At 49.3% G+C, this 25081-nt stretch carries 26 protein-coding genes, 1 other RNA gene and 1 pseudogene; 5 read left to right on the forward strand and 23 right to left on the reverse strand.

Annotation, left to right across the window (positions count from 1 at the left end; all coding sequences use genetic code 11):
* Positions 1-3: 3 nt before the first annotated feature.
* The 7 genes from proW to FVB43_RS04510 all read right to left on the reverse strand — a co-directional run bounded on the left by proW (position 4) and on the right by FVB43_RS04510 (position 7367).
* Positions 4-1188, reverse strand: coding sequence for a glycine betaine/L-proline ABC transporter permease ProW (gene proW, locus FVB43_RS04480; protein WP_133845797.1), 1185 nt, complete (start codon positions 1186-1188; stop codon positions 4-6).
* On the reverse strand, positions 1185-2381 hold the full coding sequence (gene proV / locus FVB43_RS04485; protein ID WP_133845798.1) for a glycine betaine/L-proline ABC transporter ATP-binding protein ProV: 1197 nt from the start codon (positions 2379-2381) through the stop codon (positions 1185-1187). Before proV ends, proW begins: the two co-directional genes overlap by 4 nt.
* Before the next feature lie 395 nt (positions 2382-2776).
* Positions 2777-3736, reverse strand: a complete 960-nt coding sequence (nrdF, locus tag FVB43_RS04490; RefSeq protein WP_167863439.1) for a class 1b ribonucleoside-diphosphate reductase subunit beta — start codon at positions 3734-3736, stop codon at positions 2777-2779.
* A 241-nt stretch (positions 3737-3977) separates the two neighbouring features.
* The gene (gene nrdE, locus FVB43_RS04495) at positions 3978-6128 is read right to left on the reverse strand and encodes a class 1b ribonucleoside-diphosphate reductase subunit alpha (protein ID WP_133845800.1); all 2151 of its coding nucleotides are present in this window, start codon (positions 6126-6128) and stop codon (positions 3978-3980) included.
* On the reverse strand, positions 6101-6511 hold the full coding sequence (nrdI, locus tag FVB43_RS04500) for a class Ib ribonucleoside-diphosphate reductase assembly flavoprotein NrdI (protein ID WP_133845801.1): 411 nt from the start codon (positions 6509-6511) through the stop codon (positions 6101-6103). The genes nrdE and nrdI overlap by 28 nt, the downstream gene beginning before the upstream one ends.
* A gap of 4 nt (positions 6512-6515) precedes the next feature.
* Complete coding sequence (gene nrdH, locus FVB43_RS04505; RefSeq protein WP_133845802.1) at positions 6516-6758, reverse strand: glutaredoxin-like protein NrdH; 243 nt, start codon at positions 6756-6758, stop codon at positions 6516-6518.
* 285 nt (positions 6759-7043) lie between these two features.
* Positions 7044-7367: a DUF883 family protein gene (locus FVB43_RS04510; RefSeq protein WP_133845803.1), complete on the reverse strand. Its 324-nt coding sequence runs from the start codon at positions 7365-7367 to the stop codon at positions 7044-7046.
* Positions 7368-7518: 151 nt separating this feature from the next.
* On the opposite strand from FVB43_RS04510, the gene FVB43_RS04515 reads away from it, so the two are divergent.
* Complete coding sequence (locus tag FVB43_RS04515; protein ID WP_133845804.1) at positions 7519-7854, forward strand: DUF2002 family protein; 336 nt, start codon at positions 7519-7521, stop codon at positions 7852-7854.
* Positions 7855-7966: 112 nt separating this feature from the next.
* Positions 7967-8389, forward strand: coding sequence for a hypothetical protein (locus tag FVB43_RS04520; protein ID WP_166653754.1), 423 nt, complete (start codon positions 7967-7969; stop codon positions 8387-8389).
* A 42-nt stretch (positions 8390-8431) separates the two neighbouring features.
* Here the strand turns inward: FVB43_RS04520 and speG are convergent, their stop codons facing one another.
* From speG to FVB43_RS04570, 10 genes and pseudogenes are all read right to left on the reverse strand, one after another.
* Positions 8432-8998 carry a spermidine N1-acetyltransferase gene (speG, locus tag FVB43_RS04525; protein ID WP_133845806.1) on the reverse strand — a complete coding sequence of 189 codons (567 nt, stop codon included), beginning with the start codon at positions 8996-8998 and terminating at the stop codon, positions 8432-8434.
* Positions 8999-9111: 113 nt separating this feature from the next.
* On the reverse strand, positions 9112-9978 hold the full coding sequence (locus FVB43_RS04530) for a nucleoside-specific channel-forming protein Tsx (protein WP_133845807.1): 867 nt from the start codon (positions 9976-9978) through the stop codon (positions 9112-9114).
* 410 nt (positions 9979-10388) lie between these two features.
* The gene (locus tag FVB43_RS04535) at positions 10389-11534 is read right to left on the reverse strand and encodes a DUF4056 domain-containing protein (protein WP_133845808.1); all 1146 of its coding nucleotides are present in this window, start codon (positions 11532-11534) and stop codon (positions 10389-10391) included.
* Positions 11534-12541 carry a BamA/TamA family outer membrane protein gene (locus FVB43_RS04540; protein ID WP_241008255.1) on the reverse strand — a complete coding sequence of 336 codons (1008 nt, stop codon included), beginning with the start codon at positions 12539-12541 and terminating at the stop codon, positions 11534-11536. The genes FVB43_RS04535 and FVB43_RS04540 overlap by 1 nt, the downstream gene beginning before the upstream one ends.
* 128 nt (positions 12542-12669) lie before the next feature.
* Positions 12670-13704, reverse strand: a complete 1035-nt coding sequence (locus FVB43_RS04545; protein ID WP_133845810.1) for a hypothetical protein — start codon at positions 13702-13704, stop codon at positions 12670-12672.
* 250 nt (positions 13705-13954) lie between these two features.
* Positions 13955-14806 (reverse strand): PA4780 family RIO1-like protein kinase, encoded by an 852-nt coding sequence (locus FVB43_RS04550; protein ID WP_167863440.1) that lies wholly within the window; start codon positions 14804-14806, stop codon positions 13955-13957.
* 585 nt (positions 14807-15391) lie between these two features.
* On the reverse strand, positions 15392-15694 hold the full coding sequence (locus FVB43_RS04555) for a hypothetical protein (RefSeq protein WP_133845812.1): 303 nt from the start codon (positions 15692-15694) through the stop codon (positions 15392-15394).
* Positions 15695-15698: 4 nt separating this feature from the next.
* Positions 15699-15917 (reverse strand): hypothetical protein, encoded by a 219-nt coding sequence (locus FVB43_RS04560; protein ID WP_167863441.1) that lies wholly within the window; start codon positions 15915-15917, stop codon positions 15699-15701.
* A gap of 109 nt (positions 15918-16026) precedes the next feature.
* Positions 16027-16623, reverse strand: a pseudogene (locus tag FVB43_RS04565) (integrase arm-type DNA-binding domain-containing protein); the annotation flags it as partial.
* Between the two features lie 311 nt (positions 16624-16934).
* Positions 16935-17480, reverse strand: coding sequence for a hypothetical protein (locus tag FVB43_RS04570; protein WP_167863442.1), 546 nt, complete (start codon positions 17478-17480; stop codon positions 16935-16937).
* Between the two features lie 694 nt (positions 17481-18174).
* Between FVB43_RS04570 and FVB43_RS04575 the strand changes: the two genes are divergently transcribed.
* Positions 18175-19286, forward strand: a protein-coding gene (locus tag FVB43_RS04575; RefSeq protein ID WP_422718013.1) for an IS3 family transposase whose coding sequence is annotated in 2 segments (ribosomal slippage) — positions 18175-18436 and positions 18436-19286 — 1113 coding nt in all. Because the reading frame shifts where the segments join, the coding sequence is not laid out codon by codon here.
* A 259-nt stretch (positions 19287-19545) separates the two neighbouring features.
* On the opposite strand, the gene FVB43_RS04580 is transcribed toward FVB43_RS04575, so the two are convergent.
* The 5 genes from FVB43_RS04580 to smpB all read right to left on the reverse strand — a co-directional run bounded on the left by FVB43_RS04580 (position 19546) and on the right by smpB (position 23777).
* Positions 19546-20124: a flavin reductase family protein gene (locus tag FVB43_RS04580; RefSeq protein WP_167863444.1), complete on the reverse strand. Its 579-nt coding sequence runs from the start codon at positions 20122-20124 to the stop codon at positions 19546-19548.
* Positions 20121-21044 (reverse strand): dCTP deaminase domain-containing protein, encoded by a 924-nt coding sequence (locus FVB43_RS04585; RefSeq protein WP_167863445.1) that lies wholly within the window; start codon positions 21042-21044, stop codon positions 20121-20123. The genes FVB43_RS04580 and FVB43_RS04585 overlap by 4 nt, the downstream gene beginning before the upstream one ends.
* 392 nt (positions 21045-21436) lie before the next feature.
* On the reverse strand, positions 21437-22657 hold the full coding sequence (locus tag FVB43_RS04590) for an integrase (RefSeq protein WP_167863446.1): 1221 nt from the start codon (positions 22655-22657) through the stop codon (positions 21437-21439).
* Between the two features lie 224 nt (positions 22658-22881).
* Positions 22882-23245: a transfer-messenger RNA gene (gene ssrA, locus FVB43_RS04595) on the reverse strand.
* A 49-nt stretch (positions 23246-23294) separates the two neighbouring features.
* Complete coding sequence (smpB, locus tag FVB43_RS04600) at positions 23295-23777, reverse strand: SsrA-binding protein SmpB (protein ID WP_133845816.1); 483 nt, start codon at positions 23775-23777, stop codon at positions 23295-23297.
* Between the two features lie 159 nt (positions 23778-23936).
* Here smpB and FVB43_RS04605 point away from each other — a divergent pair, with 159 nt between their 5' ends.
* Positions 23937-24371, forward strand: coding sequence for a type II toxin-antitoxin system RatA family toxin (locus FVB43_RS04605; RefSeq protein ID WP_133845817.1), 435 nt, complete (start codon positions 23937-23939; stop codon positions 24369-24371).
* On the forward strand, positions 24364-24651 hold the full coding sequence (locus FVB43_RS04610) for an RnfH family protein (RefSeq protein ID WP_159338559.1): 288 nt from the start codon (positions 24364-24366) through the stop codon (positions 24649-24651). The genes FVB43_RS04605 and FVB43_RS04610 overlap by 8 nt, the downstream gene beginning before the upstream one ends.
* Before the next feature lie 42 nt (positions 24652-24693).
* Here FVB43_RS04610 and bamE read toward each other — a convergent pair whose 3' ends face one another.
* Entirely contained in the window at positions 24694-25041 is a 348-nt protein-coding gene (gene bamE / locus FVB43_RS04615) for an outer membrane protein assembly factor BamE (RefSeq protein ID WP_133845819.1), read from the reverse strand.
* Positions 25042-25081 lie beyond the last annotated feature (40 nt).

Here is a 25081-nt window from a genome sequence, read left to right on the forward strand (position 1 = left end):
TTGTTATTTGGTTTTGCAGAAAGGGCGAGTCAGCAGACCCAGAGGGCCACTGGCGTACCAGCGACGGTTGCCACGACTGCGGCTGTCGCGTCCCAGCGACTGCGTCAGGCGGTCGAGAATAATCGCCAGAATCACAATGCCGACGCCACCGACGGTGGCCAGCCCCATATCCAGGCGGCCGATACCGCGCAGCACCATCTGGCCGAGACCACCGACGGCGATCATCGAGGCAATCACTACCATCGACAGTGCCAGCATCAGCGTCTGATTGACCCCCGCCATAATGGTGGGCATCGCCAGTGGTAGCTGTACTTTGAACAACATCTGACGTGGGCTGGCGCCGAACGACTCTGCCGCTTCGATCAGATCGGCAGGCACCTGTTTAATACCCAGAATGGTCAGACGTACAATCGGTGGCAGGGCGAAGATAATCGTCACCACCACACCCGGCACATTACCGATACCGAACAGCATCACGATCGGCACCAGGTAGACAAACGCCGGCGTGGTCTGCATCGCATCCAGCAGTGGGCGAATGATCTTGCCCGCTCGCTCGCTGCGTGCCAGCCAGATCCCCATCGGCAGACCGATAATGATGCAGAACAGCAGGGCGGTCAGTACCAGCGCCAGTGTTACCATCGCTTGTGACCAGGCACCTATCGCGCCAATCGCCACCAGAGAGACCAGCGTGGCCACGCCCATACTGAAGCTGGACAGTTGCCAGGCGATCAGCGCAAATACGATAATCGCCACCGGCGCGGGCATGCCCAGCAGCAGGTTCTGGAAGGCGCTGAGGATGTAATCCACCGGCAGGCGGATACCCTGAAACAGCGGACGGAAGTGGACAACAATCCAGTCAATAGCGGTGGTTACCCAGCTGTCGAGCGGGATCAGGGTTTTATGGAACGGATCGAGAATATTAAAATGTTCCACCTGCGGGGTCGGGGCACTGTTCAGCCAGTCGCCGCTGGCTGCGGCATCATGGCCACCGGCTGGGGCGGTTCCCCAGGCGTCACCACCGCTGGAGGCGGCATCCGGTGCGGGCTGAGTAGTCGCCGCGTCCGTGGGTGAACCCCAGGGATCGCTGCTGCTGGCGGCAGCCTGGCTACTGTCCGTTGGGGCGCTGGTGGCGGGTGCGGCATTCTGCGTGGCGCCGGACTCCCACGGGTTACTGGTTTGTTCACTCATGGCTGGCCTCCATCACGGTCTAATGCCTGCAACAACATTCCTTTGGAAATAATCCCCACATACTGACCTTCTTCGCCCACGATAGGCACCGCACAAGGGGCCTGCGCCACATGTGAGAGGAGATCGCTTAATGACGTCTCCGCAGGCATCGCCGCCGGGCTTTCCAGCAGTGCCTGATCGAGGCCTTCGCCGGCGGCCAGTGCCACCTTCAGAGAATCAATCGACACGGTGCCGACGAATCGTTGTTTCTCCAGGACATAACCGTATTCGCGGTCATTATCCTGGAGTAGTTTGATCGCTGAACGAGGGCCAAAACCGGGGGCTTTACGGATCAGTGCTGCGGCACTGCGGCGGGCAATATCTTTCGCACTGAACACGTGGCTGATATCGACGCCACGGAAGAAGGTACGCACGTAGTCATTAGCGGGATTATTGAGAATTTCATCCGGCGTACCGACCTGAATCACTTCCCCGCCTTGCATGATCGCAATGCGGTCACCGATGCGCATTGCTTCATCAAGATCGTGGGAAATAAAGACGATAGTACGCTGGTGGCGAGACTGTAATTTCACCAGCTCATCCTGCATCTCGGTACGAATTAATGGATCGAGTGCAGAGAAGGCTTCATCCATCAATAATATGTCGGGATTGATGGCCAGTGCACGGGCTAATCCAACACGCTGACGCATGCCTCCGGAGAGTTCATCCGGGTAGGCATGAGCATAATTATCCAGCCCAACCTGACGTAATGCATCCAGTGCTTTTTCCTGACGTTCTTGCAAAGGAATACCGGCTAATTCCATCCCGAAGGCGGCATTATTTAATACCGTCATATGAGGCATCAGTGCGAAGGATTGGAATACCATGCTGATTTTATTTCTACGAACCTGGCGTAATTCACTGTCAGATATTTTGGCAATATCTTCGCCATCAATGATGACCTGGCCGCGGGTGGGTTCTATCAGACGATTGAGAAGGCGAACCATGGTGGATTTCCCAGAACCGGACAACCCCATGATGACAAAAATCTCGCCTTCTTCAATGGCCAGACTGGCGTCTTTCACGCCGAGAGACAGTCCGGTTTTTTCCAGAAGTGCCTCTTTACTGATCCCTTTTTCAATGTGCTTAAATGCGCGCTCGGGGTTTTCCCCAAAAACTTTATATAAATTTTTAACTTCAAGTTTAATAGCCATGCATTAATTAATTTCCTGGTTATTGGTTGGTTTTATATATTTGCTCTTCTGTGTGGTTAAATATTAACGGCCTATACCGTAGCACACTGAGAATCTGAGACAACCCTAAATGGGCTGTTCATAAATGTTGATTGAGATGCCAGTCCCGGCGAATGCCAGAGCAGGTAAGGGATGAGAGCGAATTGAGTTGGTCTGAAAAAAATGAATATTTCGCTAAGAAACATCTCAGTGACTGCTGAATTAGCTCGCTATCTGACGTTATGACAACGGAAATAATTGTAAGAAAACTGCCATATTGATGACGCTGAAAGAGGAGGGAAGGTTTGAAAATTAATAACTAATTAAAACGGGAAGAGGAGAAAGATGGCTGTCAGTCACAGCCATCTCTGAAAGGGTTAAAAGTCCCAGTCGGCATCTTCGGTATCGACGGCTTTCCCCATCACATAAGAGGAGCCGGAACCAGAGAAGAAATCGTGATTTTCATCGGCATTCGGTGACAACGCAGAGAGGATCGCCGGGTTCACGTCGGTCATCTCTGACGGGAACAGTGCCTCATAGCCGAGGTTCATCAGGGCTTTGTTGGCATTGTAATGCAGGAACTTCTTCACATCTTCCTGCCAGCCTACGCCTTCGTACAGGGCATCGGTGTACTCCAGCTCGTTCTCATACAGTGCCAGCAGGAGGTCAACGGCGAACTGTTGCAGCTCCTCTTTACGCTGCGCACTCTGCGTCTCCAGCGCCTTCTGATACTTGTAGCCAATATAGTAGCCGTGAACCGCTTCATCTTTAATAATCAGGCGGATAAGGTCAGCGGTGTTCGTCAGCTTGCCGCGACTTGACCAGTACATCGGCAGATAGAAACCGGAATAAAACAGGAAGGATTCAAGGAACACGCTGGCGATTTTTTTCTTCAGCGGATCGTTCTCATAATAGTGCTGAAGAATGATCTCGGCTTTGCGCTGCAACGGACCGTTCTCTTCGCTCCAGGCGTAAGCAGCATCGACATCGCTGGTGTGGCACAGCGTGGAGAAGATCGAGCTGTAGGAGCGCGCATGGACCGCTTCCATAAAGCTGATATTCGACATCACCGCTTCTTCATGCGGCGTCAGTGCGTCAGCCATCAGCGCGGGTGCGCCCAGGGTGTTCTGAATGGTATCCAGCAGAGTCAGGCCGGTGAACACGCGGATCGTCAGCTGTTGTTCATCGTGATTCAGGGAGTTCCACGCGGAAATATCGTTAGAAAGTGGCACTTTCTCGGGCAGCCAGAAATTGCTGGTGAGGCGATTCCACACTTCCAGATCTTTGTCGTCTTCGATTTTGTTCCAGTTAATGGCGTGAATTTTCTTTAATTTCATGTTGTTGTTCCTGGAGCGGATCTTAACGGGTCGGCATGCCTGACCCCTACGCAATACGGTGCTGTACATATGGTGCACTATTTGTCGGGTCAGGCATGCCTGACCCCTACGCAATACGGTGCTGTACATGTGGTGCACGATTTGTCGGGTCGGCATGCCTGACCCCTACGCAATACGGTTCGGGGCATGCTGTGCATGATGTGTAGGGGCGAGGCATGCCTCGCCCTCCCACAGCGATGTTTTACAGCGAGCAGGACACGCAGCCTTCAACTTCGGTGCCTTGCAGTGCCATCTGACGCAGACGGATGTAATACAGCGTCTTGATGCCTTTTTTCCAGGCGTAAATCTGAGCTTTGTTGATATCGCGCGTGGTGGCGGTATCACGGAAGAACAGCGTCAGTGACAGTCCCTGATCCACGTGGCGCGTGGCTTCCGCGTAAGTATCAATAATCGCTTCCGGGCCAATGTCATAGGCATCACGATAGAACGCCTGGTTATCGTTGTTCATAAACGGCGCAGGGTAATAGACACGGCCCGTTTTTCCTTCCTTGCGGATTTCAATGCGCGACACAATCGGATGGATGCTCGATGTGGCGTGGTTGATATAAGAAATCGAACCGGTCGGTGGGATCGCCTGTAAATTCTGGTTATACAGCCCGTACTGCATCACCGATTCTTTCAGTGCCTGCCATTGTGCCTGCGTAGGGATGGCGATCCCCGCTTTGGCAAACAGCGCAGCGACCTGAGCCGTGCGCGGCTGCCAGCTCTGTTCTACATATTGATTGAAGTATTCACCGCTGGCATAACGTGAGTCGGCAAAGCCACTAAAGCTGGCACCACGTTCGCGCGCCAGCAGGTTTGAGGTGCGCAGCGCGTGATAGGTGACGGTATAGAAGTAGATATTGGTGAAATCCAGCCCTTCGTCGGAACCGTACTGAATGCTTTCACGCGCCAGATAGCCATGCAGGTTCATCTGTCCCAGGCCGATAGCGTGCGACTGCGCATTGCCCTGTTCAATGGAGGGCACGGAATGGATATGGCTTTGATCTGACACCGCTGTCAGGCCACGTACAGCAATCTCCACCGTGCGTGCGAAATCGACAGAATCCATGGCATGGGCGATATTCAGCGAGCCGAGGTTACAGGAAATATCCTTACCGATGCGCTTGTAGCTGAGGTCATCGTTATATTCCGTTGGAGTATTGACCTGCAAGATCTCCGAACACAGGTTGCTCATATTGATGCGGCCATGAATCGGATTGGCGCGGTTAACCGTATCTTCAAACATGATGTACGGGTAACCGGACTCAAACTGGATTTCGGCCAGCGTCTGGAAGAATTCGCGCGGATTAATAAAGGTGCGACGGATGCGCTCATCGGCCAGCATTTCGTCATACTTCTCGCTGATGCTGATATCGGCAAAGGGCAGGCCGTAAATGCGTTCGACATCGTACGGCGAGAACAGCGCCATCGGCTGGTTGTCTTTCGCCAGCTGGAAGGTGACATCCGGGATCACCACGCCAAGCGACAGCGTTTTGATACGAATTTTTTCATCGGCGTTTTCACGCTTGGTATCAAGGAAACGCAGGATGTCGGGGTGGTGCGCATTGAGATAGACAGCCCCTGCGCCCTGGCGCGCACCCAGCTGATTGGCGTAGGAAAAGGCATCTTCCAGCATCTTCATCACCGGGATCACCCCGGAAGACTGATTTTCGATGCGCTTGATTGGCGCACCGGACTCACGCAGGTTTGACAGCAGGAAGGCAACACCACCGCCGCGTTTGGAGAGTTGCAGCGCGGAGTTCACCGCACGGCCAATCGACTCCATATTGTCTTCGATGCGCAGCAGGAAGCAGGAAACCAGCTCACCGCGTTGCTGCTTACCGCAGTTCAGGAAGGTTGGCGTGGCAGGCTGGAAGCGGCCAGCGAGAATTTCATCGGTCAGTGACAGGGCGAGCGCCTGATCGCCTTTTGCCAGCGTCAGGGCCACCATGCAGACGCGTTCAGTGAAGCCTTCCAGATAGCGTTTGCCGTCGAAGGTTTTCAGCGTATAGCTGGTGTAAAACTTCCATGCACCGAGAAACGTCTGGAAGCGGAAACGACGGTCGTAAGCCTGCTGAAACAGCGAACAGACGAACTCAAACGGATAGGCATTCAGAACGTCAGCTTCGTAATAGCCTTCGGAAACCAGATACTGTAAACGGTCAGCAATAGAGTCGAACTGAACGCTATTAGGGATCACGTGCTGGATAAAATACTGACGCGTGGCCTCACGATCTTTCTCGAACTGAATATGACCTTCAGCATCGTACAGATTAAGCATGGCATTAAGCGCATGGTAATCCGGCGTTGCTGCGGTGGCCTCTATGAGTGTGCTGTCTGTCGCTGCCAAAATTGGGTTACTCCCTTGTGTACGTTAGCGATATCGTCAGAGGTGCCCATTAGCTCAAAGCGATAGAGATAAGGCACCTGACATTTTCGCGCAATAATGTCGCCAGCCAGGCAGTAAGCCTCGCCAAAATTGCGGTTGCCAGCAGCGATAACGCCGCGGATCAGCTGACGATTATTGGTGTCATTCAAAAACTGAATCACCTGTTTAGGGACCGCACCCTGAGCCGTACCGCCGCCGTAGCTGGGCACCACCAGAATGTAGGGCTGATCAACCTGCAAGCACTGCGCGTAGTCCAGTGGAATACGCACAGCAGGCAGATTTAAACGGGTGATAAATCGATGGGTATTTTCAGACAGGCTGGAAAAGTAAACCAGCGTGGTCATGATCTCATCCCCGCGCCGCAGCCAGGTGGCTCAGCGCATGGATTTTGTCCGGACGAAAACCGCTCCAGTGATCCTGTTCAGCCATCACCACCGGCACCTGGCGGTAACCGAGAGACTTCAGTGTCTCCACATGTGCAGGTTCGCTGTCCAGATTGATCAACTGATAATCGATGCCTTTCTTGTCCATAGCATTTTTTGTGGCATTGCACTGGACACAGTTATCTTTAGTGTAAATAATAATGCGCATGATTCGTATTTACCTTGTGGGCTGGTTATCTTGAGTATCTGGCGCCAGTTTACTGCCCAGGAAGCGCCACCACTGCCACACCATGTTGTGTGGTCTTGATGGGCTAAATACTAGATATAGTGCCGCCGAAATGCAACCACACAACATATAGGATTTTAGTATTTGTTAAGTCAGCTCACACTGAAGCCTTGTGCCACAAGGATTGCGCCCGATTAAAAAGTTTTGCTGACAAAAAAAGCCCGCAGCTTTCGCCACGGGCCTCTTTTTCTAACGCAAATTTTTCGACTATCTGCTGGATGTGGTGGTGGCAATAAGCGCCCCAACGAGGATACCCAGTGCTGTACCGATACCTACACCATGCCAGGGCTTATCGTGGATGTAGTTGTCGACATGATTTCCGGCGTCTTTCGCAGCCTGGGTTACGCGGTTGCGGCCATGGAGTTTGGCCCGCGTCTCTTTCAACAGGGATTCGGCCCGAGAGCGTGCCTCATCCGCTTCTTCCTTTGATTTGCTTCCCCAGGATTTCAATAAATCATCCAGGCTATCAGCCAGCAGAGAAACATCCTGATTCAGGTCTATATCGTTATTTTTTGTGGTCCGGTTGAACATTTTTTGCTCCCTTACTCTGAAAACGTACTATTAAGTATAGAACACACGCAGAGAACGCCATGCACGACAGGGCGTTTATGGACTATTCCGAAAGCGCTGACTGTGCAGCCTGTTGTAAGGTTGCCGGGTTAGCAGACTTAGAGGAGCAAGTATGTATTTACGACCTGATGAGGTAGCTCGCGTACTGGAAAAAGCGGGATTTGAGATGGATGCGGTCACCGCAAAAACTTACGGTTACTGTCGCGGTGAAGACTATGTGTATGTTAACCGTGAGGCACGTCTGGGTCGAACCGCTCTGGTCATTCACCCAACGCTCAAGGAGCGAAGCCAGGCGATCGCCACGGCATCATCGGATGTTAAAACCTGCGACCATTACGTCCGTTTCCCGATGTATCTGGTCGGGGAATCAAACGATCACTACGGCATCCCTCATGGTTTCAGCTCACGCGTTGCGCTGGAACGCTATCTGGAAAGAATGTTTGGTTAACCCCAGCGTGCCAATGGCTGAATAAACCACCAATTCGTCGCGCTATTAACGCGCTAGCTTGCCTTATCTGACGCGTAGACTGTTAGCATGATGGATTCAGGCAGGATGAATGATGAAACGGCTGATAGCAGCGCTGGCAGCAGCGTGGATGTTAAGTGGTTGCGCCACGATTGTCGGTAGTGAAACCCAGGATGTGACGCTTCAGACTCAGCCCCCAGGGGTGAAGTTTGTGGTACAGGATGAAACGGGTAAAGCGGTGGCCGAAGGTTACACGCCAAAAACCGTTACGCTGCAGAAGTCTAACGGCAACTACTTCGGTAAGAAAAAGTATCTGGTGATGCTGGAGCGCGCAGGCTATGTTCCGCAAACGCTCCCACTGAAAGAGAGCCCGAACCTGTGGTATCTGCTGGGCAACATTCCGCTGCTTGGCATCCCTGGCTGGCTGGTGGTCGACCCGTTCTACGGGGGCATGTATAAGATTGAACCGGAACGCTTGCAGACCATCATGAATCCGGTTGGCGCGCGAGGCGGCTAAACGAACAACGGCAGGTCGGGCTATCCCACCTGCCGTTGTTGTTTACTGCGCCGTGGTTTTGACCATACCCTGCGCGGGTTTAAATTTTTCCAGATACTGATGCTGGAAAATGCACATGCGGATGGTATTGCGATATTCACCGTTGATAAAGAACTCGTGGATCAGCTCGCCTTCAATTTCAAAGCCCAGCTTACGGTAAATATGGATGGCCTTTTCGTTCTCTTTATCGACGATCAGGTAAAGTTTGTAGAGATTAAGGACCGAAAATCCGTAATCCATCGCCAGTTTCGCGGCTTTGCTGGCCAGCCCTTTTCCCTGATGGCTGGGGGCAATAATTATCTGAAATTCTGCACGACGGTGGATATGATTAATCTCCACCAGTTCAACCAGCCCGGCATTACTTCCATCGTGTTCAACCACAAACCGACGTTCGCTCTGATCGTGGATATGCTTGTCGTAGAGATCGGACAGCTCAACAAACGCCTCGTACGGCTCTTCAAACCAGTAGCGCATCACGCTGGCGTTGTTATCCAGCTGATGAACAAAACGCAGATCCTCGCGTTCGAGCGGGCGCAGTTTTACACTGTGATCAACAGACTTGGCAGACATAAAAATTCCTTTTAGCGGACGCAATATTGCCGGAGGAGTATAGCGGTTTATTGCAGGCAAAAAAAACGCGCCCGAAGGCGCGTTATGTCAGCATTGGGGATATCCCCGGGTTATCAGAAGTTGTAACCGACAACCAGGTAGTAACCGAAACCGTTTGATTTCACGTTAAAATCACCTTTACCGAAGTTCAACTCGGTGCCGTCATTCCACTGGCCGCCGTTGTGGAAGTAACGCGCCACAACAGAGTAGTGCCAGTGATCATAGCCCAGCGAGAGAATATGGCTGGACGCGATAGAGTTGCTGGTGCGTGACGGGCCGGCTTTATCGGCGAGGTCAGAACCCCAGTCAAAGTTGGTAAAGCCGATATAGGTCAGGTTGCCGCCCCACAGCTGAGTCAGTGGAACGAAGTATTTCACTTTGAAGCGGTAGCCGTCCCAGCTGTCTTCATTGGCTGCACCGTAGTTTTCCCACTGGTATTTGGCATACACGTTCAGTGACAGGCCCACATCAGAGTGAGTGTCGATGTCGGTACCCAGACCCATATACCAGGTATTCTGGCGGCTCGCCTTGTTGTCGCCCATATCGTAGATATAGTTGTTGGCGAAATACCACTCTTTGAACGGACCAAAACCAAGGTTGGTGCCGGTCAGTTTATCAATAGAGAAGCGCGGTTCGATCTCCATGAAGAACGGAGAACCATCATCCCACGCGCCGACATCGTTACCGTTACCCACGCCGAAGAATTTAGGAACGTCGATGTAGCCGTAGAAATCGAACCAGTCCTTTTTCGCAAACGCTTCATATTCCAGATAGACGTCGTTGTTCAGCTGCGGCCCGAAGCGGGTGTGATAGCTTCCTACGACGTTCACGCTCTGATGCCACCAGTCAGAAACATATTCCGGACTGTTGGTTTCGGCGAGAGAAACATTGGTATAGGAAAGTGCTGCCAGTGCGCCAGCCATCATAATTTTATATTTCATTATTATTACCACATGCTCTGAGACCCTGCTCGGCAGCCAGCGCGCTGGTCGGGTCATGTTATCTACGGGCGACAAATGGGTGCTTGTGACTGTAACAAAAACACCCGCCATGAATACTGCGGCAGTGTGCCGCTATCAGGGCATTAGGAAATAGAGATTGCTCACACTTGTCAAATTCAGTTTCATTTTAATTCAGTTAAAGTGTGATGAATGTCACATTAAAGTGCCGTGTGAGGGGAACTTTTCCCGTAATGGGGTTTAGGGCCGTTTGTGGCAAGGCGAAAACGGTTGCCTGCCGGAAATGGCAGAAATACGGGGAGAGTGGACATACTGAAACACCAGGAGTGTGCTTCACGCTCTCTGGTTATTAATAATATTTTCTTATATTACGGAGGGTTGGCAGGGGGGCGTTAATCACACTGGTTACCGATTTTTGCCAGGGCGTGGCGGTCATTTTTTGCTGCCTGTTGCGCCAGAGTGACAAAATCATTATCGCTATACATCAATGACGGCGAAGGCAGGTTAGCCATATGATCACCGCGCCAGATTTCAAGTCGTGCAAATTGTGACAACGGACGATGGTCAAAATGATCGGGTAACGTCAGCCACAGTTCCGGCACAGTATCCGCAGGACGCGACGGCAGCCGCTGGTGACTGACGCTGTAGTTGCGCAGACGCACCAGAAATTTGTCGGGCAGGCGACAATGGTTGTTCCACCATATGCCATCCAGCATATCAAAGTGAAAGCGGGTGGCTTGCGGGCTGACGGCTTGTAGCTGTGCGAGCGCCTGCGGAAGCATCTGTGCCATCGAATATTGATACTGCGGCAGTGATGATGCTCCGCCCGCATTAAGTATATCTGTAGCCATGCGCGCCCCGAGCAGATTGGAATAGAGATCTTCTGGTGAAAATGCGGAAACGGTTTCAGGATAGCCGGGTACGGACTCGAAGCCATACCACTGAGCGACCTCATGCCAGGCGGCGAGCTGAAAGGCGAGGTAAGCCGCCAGACTGACACTCAGATTGTAACGCGCCAGCGTGTCTTCAGGGGGCGAGAACTGCCGTAGTCGGATAATGCGTTGCCCGAGTTCATCGCTCATCTTTATCGTGGTAGCACGCCCCAGCGCTGGCCAAATTTTGCTGAACAGCCATAGCGTGTTGTCCGCGGTATCACGCACATGAGCAAGGTCAATAAATCCGCCCCGTCGGGTATAGATAATACCGTTGAGCTCACTGTTTATTCCCGTCAGTGTCGTAAAGATGCTTTTCCAGCTGTCGTTATAGTGATGCTTTCCCGTGTTATCAGGATCGACGACATTACGTAATTGAAAAAAGGGGACAGGAACCCCTAAAAGCTTAGCCCGAATGTTATAGCCAAAAGCACAACAAGGGCGCAGACCATCAGGAGGAGGGAGTGGCAGGATCGCTGGCCAGACGTGTTGCGCGGGTGGGGGCGGAAGCTGAAAATCACCCGGCGTTATCGGCTTATCAGTCAGGGGAATGCTGGCATGGCAGGCGTTAAGGAACAGGCATAACAGGAGCAGTACTTTTTTCATCAGAAGGCTTCTCCTACCTGAAAATAGAAGCCTGAGCTTTTCTGTCCTACACCGTAATCCAGACGCAAATTCATTCTTTTCTTAATTTCAAAACGATAGCCGATACCGACAGAAGGGAGCCAATGCCCGTCCACAACCTCACTGGGATGGGGAGACATACTGCCTGCGCCAGCCCAGGCAACCATTCCATGTCGCCAGCTGAGTTTTTTACGCAGTTCAATCTGCGTAGTGAGCACATTGCGATCGCGATATCGTCCCTGGTAGTAACCGCGCAGGTGATGGCTGTCGCCGAGTGTGCCGTCCATCGTCCAGGGCACATTGCCGCCGGCAAAACGGCCGTACAGATCCCATGCCAGCAGCGTGGTTGGGTTGACGGCGTGGTAAAGGTTGTATTGCATATCCCAGATGGAGAGTCGGTTATCTCCGCCTAATTCCGGGAGGTAATCGGTGTAGCGGAGATTCAACAACTGTCCCTTAGAGGGGTTAATGGTGACATCTCGTGTGTCGTAGCTGAATAGCAAACTGACACCGGTGTTAAGCTCGTTTAGCGGTACCGGATGCTGGAAGAAACTGCCTGCCGCCTTATTCTGTAGTCCGGTTGCCTTCTCATAGGCGAGGGCCCCCCCCATACCGACATAGGTATGCGCCTGTAATCGATACAGGATCTCTGGATTGAACGACAGGGTGCGCGAGTTATAGGACTGTTTCCCTCGCTGGTGATGGCCCTCCGCATATCCCTGGCCCCAATAATCCAGTGGGCGATAGCTGACATCGCCGCTCAGAATAAAACGCCATTGGTCATTACGCAGAAATGTGTTGTTTTCGTAACCAACGCCAAAGGCGCCTGTAGAGCTGACAAATCCGGTCAGTGAGAGCGACGAAATCGGGGCCCGCTGTTGTTCTTCATCGGGACGATAAAAGCCTACAGCCGCCACCCCGATGCCAATGCCCAGCTCGGGAGTATAAAAGGGGCCTGGCACAACGCCCCAGTCGATCCTTTTGTGCATATCAACAGGGTCTGAGCTGAATCTGGCAAGATAGCCGTCGACTGTCGCCCTGCTGGGTAATAATGTTGCCTCAGACAAAGTTGGAATTAACAATAACCCCACTAACAGGGCGCGGAAATAGCGCATATTTAGAAACGGAACTCGCCGCCAACCATAATACTATTACGTTTCTCAAAGCCCACTTCAGTCATGACATTAAAGTTACGTGTCAATTCGTACTGACCACCCACCAGTATATTCCAGGGCGACTGGAGGTGCTGTTTGACACGAAAGCGTCCTTCTTTGTCTTTATTAACGAAGTTAACCAGGTTAATCAAATTAGCCGGCATATGTAGATTGCTCAGATTGCCACCAAAATTCTGGGAAACATCCTGGTACATGCTGCCAACCCATAAACTGGCGTGAGAAACGGGAATAGAATATTTCGTTGATCCAGGAACGGTAAAACGATACCCAATGCGCGGCGTAAACGTATAGGCGGTAGTACTACCGTCAAGGATATCAAAGTTCGTACGGGTATAATTGAAATCCATAGTGCCAAACCAGTTATGGTAGCCATAGGCCAGGGTTGTGCCCGCACCATAGGTGGTCCCTTTGAATTTCAGGATAAAATCGATATCTGACATTTTTCCGATGATGGGTGCATTAACGGAAACAGTAGAGTTTGAACTTCCCTTGGTATGCCCGACAACCGCGTAAACATTTAAGAAAGGGAATAACCAGGTGTCCAGTTTCGCGGTATCAGTCAGAGACCTTTCCCGCGTGTGGCCGACATCGATTTTAAAAATGCTCTGAGGGATAGGAAAGCCGAAAAGTTTAAGTCCGGAAAAGTCGATGCTATTAACTTTGATGTTCTGGCGCATATTCATATGGTTATAGCCAATCCCATAAGGATCGGGCAAGTCATAACCCCGCTTGCGTATTTCCTCACCAAAGAAAGGCAGCGGTCCTGTCGTTGGGCCAAATAAGTCTGGGGACTTTGTTGCTTCTGCTTCTTTTGCTTCTTTTTCTTTCTTCAAATCGACATTATCACCGTTATAGTCGAGTGAAAGCGGCGTACGTATTGCGTTTGGGACACCGGCAAGGGCGGCTGTGACCGGGGCTGTACAAAAAAAAATGCCGAAAAGCAGTCTCGCTGTCGCGTGAGGATAATTCTTCATCATAACAATCCATGTATTTTAAGAAGTGAGGGACTGCAGCATAACGACAGCGAGAGGGGGTTTCATTTCAGAAAATGCGATGTCTTAAGGAGGAGCACTTTGTAGCGGCTGTTAGGGAAGGGAGGTATTAGATTTTATAACATGGCAAGGTATCACATTTTTCTACGCTATCGGTTCAGTGTTAAATAAGCCCACCAGTATTAACCTTGTGGGCTGTCATCATCCTGCTGCTGTAACCTGGCGCACTCTCTTATTAATCTTCGCGTTCCTGGGCTGCTCGCTGACGGTCGTAAAACTCATCTTCTGCTGAGATGATTTCATCCATCAGGGAATCCATATCCACATCATGGACCTCTTCAACGAACAGACCGGTGAGCGGGGCTTCTGGTGTTAATTTGCCGTCTTCATACAGCAACCAGATTTCTTTCGCATAACGTGTTTGCAGAAGCTGTGGTGCGAACTGGCCGTAGTAAGTAGTGATGTTATTCACATCACGTTCAAACATGGATTCAGCATGATTATTAGCGGCGGCATCAACGGCCTGGGGCAAGTCGATAATGACCGGCCCTTGTGCATCCAGCAGCACGTTAAACTCCGATAAATCACCATGCACAATCCCTGCACACAACATGCGCACGATATTGCGGATCATCTCGTGGAAATCAGTAACGGCCATCTCTTCCGTTAAGGTCACATCACTGAGACGTGGGGCAACTCCACCGTTTGCATCAGTGACCAGTTCCATCAACAACACCCCGTCCATACAAAGATAGGGCTGTGGCACGCGAACTCCGGCATTCGCCAGGCGGAACAAGGCATCAACCTCTGCCGTTTGCCAGGTCTCTTCCTGTTGCTTACGGCCGAACTTTGAGCCTTTTTGCATGGCACGGGCATTACGGGTATTACGGACTTTACGCCCTTCCTGGTACTGCACGGCTTGCTTGAAGCTACGCTGGGTTGCTTCTTTATAAACTTTGGCGCAGCGGATGTTGTCACCGCATAAAACGGTGTAAACGTCTGCTTCTTTACCGCTTTTTAGTCGCTGAAGCACATCGTCTATCAGGCCATCATCAACCAGAGGCTGGAGTCTGTTGGGAATTTTCATGCGGCTTTATACCTTATTTCAGCCGATTTTCGTATCAATAACAAAGACGGCGGTACTGGAAAAAATGGCAAATTTTGAATCTATATTATACCAGGCCGAACCGGTGCCAGGAGCGTAGCGATGATACCCGTAGACAGGCCCGGCAGAAAGCGAAACTGTGACGCCATAAGATGCCCGGAATACGCCACGGCTGCCCCTGTGCGTAGCAGTGCACATCAACGTGGGGGGGCTAAAAAACCGGGGGATGGTGCCATCCTGCTAACGGATTGTACATGATGACGTTACAGCCCGGCACCATACCATGAAACCGTAGAGGATGTCAGATGAACCCGGGTAAGAAAGGCCTCTGCGGCTTCGGGGGGATATGGGATGAAGACTGGGCGAGAATTGCCACAAGCAACAGCAGCCAAAGACGGCGCTGATTGCCATCGACTATCTGCGCCTGATTTAGATGAAGGAAACAGCCGTCACGATCTGGTCGTTGGTGAGGTGCCCAAAGGACTTAAATCACTGGCTATAACCATCCGTACACCTGTGGTAGCACTCAGCCTGCTGTCCCGCAGCGTTGAGTAGCGGGCTTCATATTTATTCATCACGCTTTTGTTTCAGGTAAGCTGAGAGCCAGGTCAGGAAGTCGATTAACGTTGGGGGAAACCCGGCGCAATCGCCAACTCTGTTTTCAGTAATTAGGTTCATGGCTGGTCCAGCCAGATCATTTGTTGGATATTCAGCAAGAAATTTATCGATTTCATCAATAAGATCATTATCTATTGCACCAATAACGTCTATCGAAGAGTCCACAACTTCAGGGTAAGTTTCTCCATACGCATCGATATCACTACCGAGAAATACAGAGAAGTATGTTCTGATATTTTTGTAATCAATCATGATTTCACTTCCCATCCAGACTGTGCACCCCCACAATAATGCATCCCGCTTTCGTCACTCCGGTAGGTTCCGGGACCAGGCAAAGGGCGGTGGCACCGGCCAGCTCCAGTATACTCCCGAGAAACCCGATGCTACCCCAGATACGTTCAGTGAGCACAGATTCATCAGCCATGACGGCTGCCAGCTGGACCGGGGTCATTGCAATACTAAAACCGTTTTCCATAACCTTTCCTTGTTATCAAGCTATCCAGAATTGATAGTAATGGCGAGGAGTGAACGGGTAAACGTTATCCTGTACGCCATCATCTTTTTCGTAAAAACACTTATTTTCATAAAGCTGGCATATTCTTCTTTTGAGTTTTCTCAAAGGCCTTACCGATATTAACGCCCTGAACAGCGTCAATAATCCCGGTATTTTTGGCGTATACCATCACCTCATTAATGCGCTGGCTTGAACCGGCTGTATGGCTTTGAGCAGAGCATGAGCTTCGATGTCGGTAATGCAGATTTCACCAATAACAGGAAAAACATCTCTCTCCAAAGACCGCCAGATATCTTCAGCATAATTTTCAGTTACGCTTGTTTTCTTCACGTTCCCCCAACATTCGGCAATCAATTTGAAAGTTTTGATTTTGGCTTCTTGTGAAGATCGAAGCTGCTCTTTCTGATGTTCAAGAGGATCGATCTGCTTTGCAAGTAACGCACGCGATTCTGCTCTCACTTTCCGTGCGTCGGAAAGTGTCACCGGGAGGGTAGGCTTCAAAACTCTGCTTGGTGAAGGGGTGATAGTAGCGAAATTACTAGGGTTTGCTTCCACTGGACTTGATTAATAGAGTAAGCCCGTCACCATCATACAGCTGGTAATCGGCATCTTTAGGTTTGGCGGCTTTGATTTCCGTATCGGTTAACGGCTTGGTTTTTCTTGCCATGGTGAGTCTCCATGCGTTTAGGCCCAACGAAAACAATAGAGCTTTTCGTTGGGCCTATCAATGGGCCTAAAAGGTTCGGATTTAATTAGTTCTCTTCGGACTTCGCGGGACAAATTGAGGGCACAAAAAAGCCCGCAGGGCTTACGCCATGCGGGCTTTCAGGGCTTCTACGCGGTCGGCTCTGGAACCGCCGCGAAAAGATTTGGTGGAGCTGGCTGCAAGCGCCACCAAATGCTAACTTTCTGATTCATTGGGCTGTGTAGCAAGAATCAATGTCACAGAAGTATGGCACATATTGAATGGATATTGAATCAAGAAATAGGCTTAACAACGTGTGTGCAATGCGGATGATCCGGGATTTTTGGTGACTTCTCCCACTTACCATCCTCATAGGAAGTAACCAGAAGTTTAAGTAGATGGCTAACGTCGTGAGATCTTCCAGCTAAAGTCTGTGAGCATTGGGATGTGGCCTGCTCCTGAGAGGAGGGCGGCACAAAGCATTCGCTGTTGCCTTTGGAGATTTCGCTTTCAAGAACGGCTTGATTGTAAAAACGACTAAATTGAGTTCTTACAAGCCGTTCAGCCCAGTTACTTGCGAAAACTTGGTTGCTTCCGGCATGAATTGATAGATGCCGGGCGAGTTGATGTTCAACTTCTCTAATGGCTTCTTGAAGTGAGAGCTGATCGCTAGTGAGTCGAGATAAAATCTGCCGGAACTTACCTAGACGGTCGCCCCCCTCAGTAACTTTCCCTGAGATTTTATTAGCAGAAATGAGTGCCAGCATATGGTCTTTAAGTGCCGGGTTATTACGAAGTGCATGAGGTATTTCAGAAAATTCAGAAGCATAAACAATCATTTAAAACTCCTTTACCACTGGTTTTAGTAAGTTTTTAGAGTTGAACGTAGTTTCAAGCCCTTGGGTTTAATCTGTAATACTCATTAAGTCCATCAGTGAAACCTTGGTAATAAGCAACTCTTGGGCTTCTATGGCGGACTTCAGCTGCTTGGCTCTTTAAAATCGAATCAATTGCAGTGGATTCGTTTGGCAACTGGTTGGAAACGCCAGCGTTAAATCCTAAATCGTATGCACAGCCTGCACACTTATGGCGAAAAGGATAACTTTGGTCTTCTGGGAGGACGCTAAAAAGAGAGTTATAGCGGTGTGCATCTTGGCAAGTTGCCATAAGGAACCTCATGATTAGTAATTAATGCTAATGAGATCTGGGTGCAAGATTGTGGTTTTCAAGAGAAGGAATAGTGGATTTTTCCGCAATGTCAAAATATGTGATTTGCGTCACGTTATTGAGTGTGGCGAATTCAACTCCCTAACTGGAAGCTGAATTCGTATATCTGCGGAAACCAAAGATTCTGATGATTAGCGGTAAACCTCTTGGATTGGTGTACGAACTACTTTCCCTGCGTTTGTTATGACGATATCAATACGCATTTTGGTAGGTTCGCTAGGTGTATCTGTAAGTATCCCGGCAAAACGGCCCATTCACTTTTAGAGATCTTCCGACATACTGATTATGTCACCTGTGGATATAGCTATGCGTAAGATCCGATTCACCGAGCACCAGATCATCGCCGTTCTGAAGTCTGTCGAAGCCGGGCGCACCGTCAAAGATGTGTGTCGCGAGGCCGCTATTTCCGAAGCCAGCTACTACAACTGGAAGGCGAAATATGGCGAGATGGAAGCCGCTGATATCAAAAAAATCAAAGATCTTGAGGACGATAATCGTCGTCTGAAGCAGATGTTTGCCGATCTGAGTCTGGAATGCCGGGCGCTGAAGGACGTTATCGAAAAAAAGCTCTAAAACCAGCGATAAAGCGGGAGCTTGTCAGCTATCTGACTGCACAATTTTCCATGAGCATCCGCCAGGCATGCAGGACAGTATCGCTGAGCAGGACGGTGTATTTTTATCAGACCGATACCCGGCGTGATGAACCAGTGATCCTGGCGTTGACTGAACTGGCAGAACGCTATCCGCGCTACGGATTTAAGAAGCTTTTTCAGGTGCTTCGCAGGCAGGGACACGTCTGGAACCACAAGCGTATACACCGGATTTACTGCCTGCTGAAACTCAATTTTCGTCGTAACGGAAAGCAACGCCTGCCGGTGCGCAATCCGGTTCCGCTGGCGACGCCGGAAGCACTCAATCAGAGCTGGTCGATTGATTTTATGCACGACGCGCTGACATGTGGCCGACGTTTTCGGACTTTCAACGTCGTGGATGATTTTAACCGCGAGGCTCTGGCCATCGAAATTGACCTGAATATCCCGGCGCAGCGGGTTGTGCGGGTGCTGGACAGGATAGTGGCAAACCGTGGATATCCGGTGAAGATGCGGATGGATAACGGACCGGAGCTGATATCACTGACTCTGGCACAATGGGCTGAGGACCATGGCGTGATGCTGGAATTTATCAAGCCAGGCAAACCGACACAGAATGCCTTTATCGAACGCTTTAACCGGACGTACCGGACAGAAATCCTGGATTTTTATCTGTTCGGAACGCTGAATGAAGCACGGGAAATTACAGAGCGCTGGCTGACGGAATACAACAGCGAGCGGCCTCATGAATCCCTGAATAACCTGACACCGGAAGAATACCGGCTGATGGCTGAAAAACCGGAAACCTCAAAAAGTGTGTGGAACTAAAACGGGTCTACTTACATAGCGAACCCGTAACTCATCAATGATGGGAATTATGTCGAGCAAGGGTGGGTTTTTGGGGGGTGGGGAATGCAAGCAAAATTGTTGTAAAAAACGAAATTTTTCCACTCCAAAAGAAAATGATTGAATTAGATCTTTGCCTTAGAGATAATTTTATTTGGTTTGAAAATTACGAAGTTACTTAATCCAAAATGTTTTTTTGGGCATTAAAAAATGCCCAAAACAGACCTGCTCAAATTCATATTTAATTGTTAAAAAAATCGATGTATTTTTCATTCTCACCATTTACGACTCCGATCCTATGCATTCCTTTCTTAATTAATAAATCATACCCAAGCGTATTTGGACCGATAGATACTAAATTTTTTTCAACTATTGCATTATTTAAGTGATAACCTAAAACTTCACAAAACAAGGTTATATGGTCACCTGTTTTTATACGATTAATGACTTTAACTTCGATATTGGCAATGGCTTCAGCTATGCCGGGTATCTCTACATTAGGCAACTTTAATTTTGTAAATCCACACGTCGAAAATTTATCGATATCTCGACCGCTATAAAATCCGCACTGCATAGCTTCATTGGCTAACGACTTTCCTGGAATAGCTAAAACCACCTCCTTAGATTGCTCTGCTAAGTGATAAGAATGATTCCTATCTTCTATTGATATCGCTATCATCGGCGGATTATAAGAACAGGTAGTTGTAAAGCATAACGTAATAATATTAAATCTATTTAATTCAATGTCGGAAAAAATACCTAGCATTATTTTACTAGGTTGATAATATTCCCTAAATTTTTTACGAGTAATTTTAATCATTTAATAAATCTCCTCAAAAATTTCTCATATATGAAAGTAGCAATTATAGAACAAACAATATTGATAATTACTACCAACCACATAGGTTGATTCGAGTCGCTATTAATCCAACCAGCCATAATAGTCGTTAACCCAAATTTATCTATCCAAAACGCAGATGCAGTGCCCAAGCCTAATGATGCCAGCCAAGACCAATATTTGATCTTTTTTTCTTGTTTTTGTAATAATGTATTAATTGAATCAATATCAGAAACCAGCTTAATATATGCTCTTGACAATGCAATATCTGTCCGAACGGATTTTTTCTGTATAGCATCAATTGCTATAGAACTTTTAATTTCATCGAATAATTCTTTCAACTCAACTTTTTCGAAAGCAGAGGTTAACTCCTTATCAATACTTTGCTTAACTTTTGTCGCTCGTACACCACTCCTTCCTTTATGAGTTATTGATGGTTCATCTGATAATTTTATAAACTCAACCCTGGCAAGGGGAATCCCTTCATCCATTGTTAAAGTTCGGTTGGAGTTATTGATTAACGTGATAGATATTTGACCTGTAAATCCCGGATCAACATAAGTATTTTCAGCTGAAAATCCAGCCATAAAAATCTGCCCGACAGTATTTACTCGAGCATAAACATTTTTAGGTAAAGAAAAAACTTCTTTCGAGTAGACTAATATGGTATCGCCCGGATTAGCGCAAACTTTTCCAGTCGACTCTTCTTTTTCATTTCGTTGAATATTACCTTTGTCGTCATATTTGATGAGCTCAAAACCGGCATCTAAAGATAACTCATATGTTGAATATTTAGCTTTGGTCTCATCTGCATTTTCACAAAATAATTGCGACAAGGCTTTTTTAATAAAGTTATCCGTTAACATGCCATTGGGATATTCTTTATCGCATAAAAGTGTCATTAGTTTTTCCTTGACTAATCTGGTTTTAAATGAATAGATCAAATCTATTAGAACTTTCCATTACTATATCAAGCACGATCAATGCGATACAAGTAAAGTTGCATAACCGGGAAGTTTTATATGTTGAAATTGAAAACATCATTTTTTAGCTCGGTAACTCCAACTTATCCAGGTGCACGTGATCGTATCCCCTTTACGTGAGTGGAAAGTCTTCAACAGGGATGCGCTTTTTATCGCGCAACACGCTGCAGGTGCTGGGTCAGTCCAACGACGAGGCCCGCTTTTGGCTTTGCAATGCATCGACCCGTTGAAATCAAAGCACATACCGGATGGAAATATAATAATTTCTCCAGATCAGCCCAAAAGTCTAGGCTCATCTGAGTTCATATAAGTCATCCGATCAACCGCATTCCTTTCATTCCCCCTTCAATAATGCTCCCACGATCTGCTGCCATAACAAAGTCCGCCCACCATTGCATCATGGGACGTCGTTGCTCAAGATAGTCGCTGCGGTTATAAGCGCGACGTACTTCATTTTTGTCCACATGAGCAAGTGCGGCTTCAATGACATCAGGTGGAAATCCCTGCTCATTAACGGCCGTACTTGCAATAGATCGCAGGCCGTGTGAAACAAGCACACCACCAAAACCTGCACGTTTCAGTGAAGCGTTGACGGTTTGGCTATTCATTGGCTGGTTGGGCTTGATACGGCTAGGGAAGATAAATTCCCGGTTGCCGCTTAACGGCTTCATCAACTCCAGAACAGCCACTGCTTCATCTGACAAGGGAACAGTATGGTCACGGTTCATTTTCATCCGTGATGCGGGGATTTTCCATTCTCGCGCTTCCAGATCCACTTCATCCCAGCGAGCCTCAGCTGCTTCGGCTGGGCGGGTGATAGTGAGAAGCTGCCACATAAACAGGCACCGGGTTGACAGATTGATGCTGGCAGTGCGCATGGTCTGCATCAGTTGCGGTAACTGATCGGGCCGAATGCTTGGCATGTTCTTCTTCTGAGGCTTCTCGAAGGCTTTGCCAATATTGACGCTGGGAACAGCATCAATCAGACCTGTGTTCTGCGCGTAAATCATAACTTCATTGATACGCTGGCAAAGGCGACGGACGGTTTCTAATGCTCCTCTTGCCTGTACTGGTTGTACTGCCTGAACCAATATATGGGCTTTGATATCGGTGAGGCTTACATCACCGATTGCAGGAAAAACATCTCTCTCCAGTGAACGCCAGATATCTTCGGCGTAGTCTTCTGTGACGCTGGCTTTCTTGATGTTCCACCAACGTTCAGCGACAAGTTTGAACGTGTTGGTCTTTGCTTCCAGAGAATTCCTTGCCAGTTCTTTCTGGTGTTCCTGAGGGCCGATCTCTTTTGCCAGTAATGCACGAGATTCAGCTCTGAGTTTACGCGCATCAGAAAGTGAGACGGCAGGGTAGACACCGAAGCTCTGTTTGGTTCGCTGTTTTGTCAGCGGTCGATAGTAACGGAACTGCCAGAGTTTACTACCACTGAACTTGATTAATAGAGTAAGCCCGTCACCATCATACAGCTGGTAATCGACGTCTTTAGGTTTGGCGGCTTTGATTTCTGTATCGGTCAATGGCTATGGTTTGACTTGCCATGCTCAGTCTCTGCTCCTGGAGGCCCATCGAAAAACATAATCGTTTTCATTGGCCTATCAATGGGCCTAAAATGTTCGGATTTAATGAGTTGAGTTCGGACTTCGCGGGGCAAATCGAGGGCACAAAAAAGCCCACTCGGCGTTAACCTTGTGGGCTTTCAGGACTTCTACGCGGTCGGCTCTGGAACCGCCGCGAAAAGATTTGGTGGAGCTGGCGGGAGTTGAACCCGCGTCCAGAATTACTACACCGTCGGCACTACATGCTTAGTCCATCTTTACATTCGCCGGTCAGCTGCGAACGGACACGCCACTGACAAACTAGCCTGATTAGATTTTAGCGCTTCAACCCCAGGCAAGGTATTCACGCGAGTTCTTTTAGGTTTGACCTCTCTTGATCCCCGTCTTAAGAACGGAAGCTAGGGAGAGAGGGCTCTAAGCAGGTTATTAAGCTGCTAGTGCGTAGTTTTCGTCGTTTGCAACTATTTTTTTGCGGCTTTTTACGAGGCAAACCGCCCCTCGGCATGCTCCTAGGGCTTTGCAAATCCTGTCGAATCCAGAATCAGCCCCAAGTACTGTTTCGCAGTATATCAGAAAAACCTGTCGTTGTACCAGTAGGTTAGCGATTAGCGTGCTTCATGATACGTGCTTTGTCTTGTTTCCACTCACGATCTTTAATGTCATCGCGCTTGTCGTGCTCTTTCTTACCTTTCGCCACGCCGATCTTCAGCTTGGCCCAGGCATTCTTCCAGTACATCGACAGTGCAACGATAGTAAAACCATCACGATTGGCTTTACCAATCAGGCTATCCAGCTCGCGCTTTTTCAGCAGCAGCTTACGGCTGCGCGTGGGATCGCAAACATAATGCGATGAGGCGACGCTCAGAGGCTGGAAAGTTGACCCGAACAGGTAGGCTTCGCCATCGCGTAGCATGATGTAGCTATCACTGATGTTGGCCTTACCGGCGCGGAGAGATTTGACTTCCCATCCCTGGAGCGAAAGCCCGGCTTCGAACTCTTCTTCGATGAAGTATTCGTGGCGGGCGCGCTTGTTCATGGCAATGGTCGCGGAACCGGGTTTATGTGCTTTTTTCTTTGTCATAGTGCCACTTAGTGTACATGAAGCAGTGATTAATGGCATCCCCTGTAGCGCCAGGCATGGGGGAAAAGCCTATTCTAGCAGATGGTTAGCAGGAGAGAATTTTTGTTTGATTGCCGGCGATGGTATTATTGGTATGTTTAGAAAATGACAGGAATCGATATGTCCCAGATTAGTCGTTCGGCGCTGGTGCCGTACAGTGCGGAACAAATGTACCGCTTAGTGAATGATGTTGACAGTTATCCGCAGTTTTTGCCGGGTTGCACCGGTAGCCGGGTGCTGGATGCCAGTTCCGATCAAATGACGGCCTCGGTGGATGTCTCTAAAGCTGGAATCAGTAAGACTTTTGTCACGCGTAACACGCTGACGGATAACCAAAGCATCCATATGCAACTCGTTGACGGTCCGTTCCGCAAACTGAGCGGCGGCTGGCGCTTTACGGCGTTGAGCGATGAAGCCTGCAAAGTGGAGTTAAATCTGGATTTCGAGTTCACCAATATGCTGGTCGAACTGGCTTTTGGCCGTATTTTTAAAGAGCTGGCCAGCAGCATGGTACAGGCTTTCACCCAGCGCGCGAAAGAGGTGTACAGTGCCTGATATCGCTGTTGAAGTGGTGTATGCATTGCCGGATAAACAGTACCTTTACAGCGTAAAGGTCGAAGAGGGCAGCACCGTTGAGCAGGCCATTGTCGCTTCTGGTCTGCTGGCTCTACGCAGCGATATTGATTTGCAGGAAAACAAAGTAGGCATCTTCAGTCGCGCGGTTAAACTGCATGATGTGGTACAGAGCGGCGATCGTATTGAAATCTATCGTCCGCTGATCGCCGACCCTAAAGATCTTCGTCGTCAGCGTGCTGAACGCGCGGCAAAAAAATAAGGCGCAATCTGCGCCTTATCTTGTTGAGCTCACAACCTGCTTTTAGCCTGCGTTAGCAGACAGAGCAGCTTTGTTATCAATGTTAGTCAGTGTGCCGCTCTGATCGAAGGTCAGGGTCAGTGTCTGCTGCTTCACCGCCTCGTGGCCTGGCTGCTGGCGGAACACGTAATACCAGACGTTGCTGCCAAACGGATCATGCATCATCGGCGTACCCAGGGTATAGGCAACCTGCTGCTGGGTCATCCCCGTATGAATTTTAGCAACATCGTTGGCGACCAGGTAGTTGCCCTGGTTGATATCCGGGCGGTAAACCACGCGCTCCAGAGTGGAACAACCCGCGGTCATCATCAGAAGAACCACCGCAGCAGCAGTCAGCGTTTTACAGCGCATAATCAATGTTTATTCCTTTGTGGCTATATTCGTTTCCCCT

Source organism: Erwinia rhapontici, assembly GCF_012271765.1.
Taxonomy (GTDB): domain Bacteria; phylum Pseudomonadota; class Gammaproteobacteria; order Enterobacterales; family Enterobacteriaceae; genus Erwinia; species Erwinia rhapontici.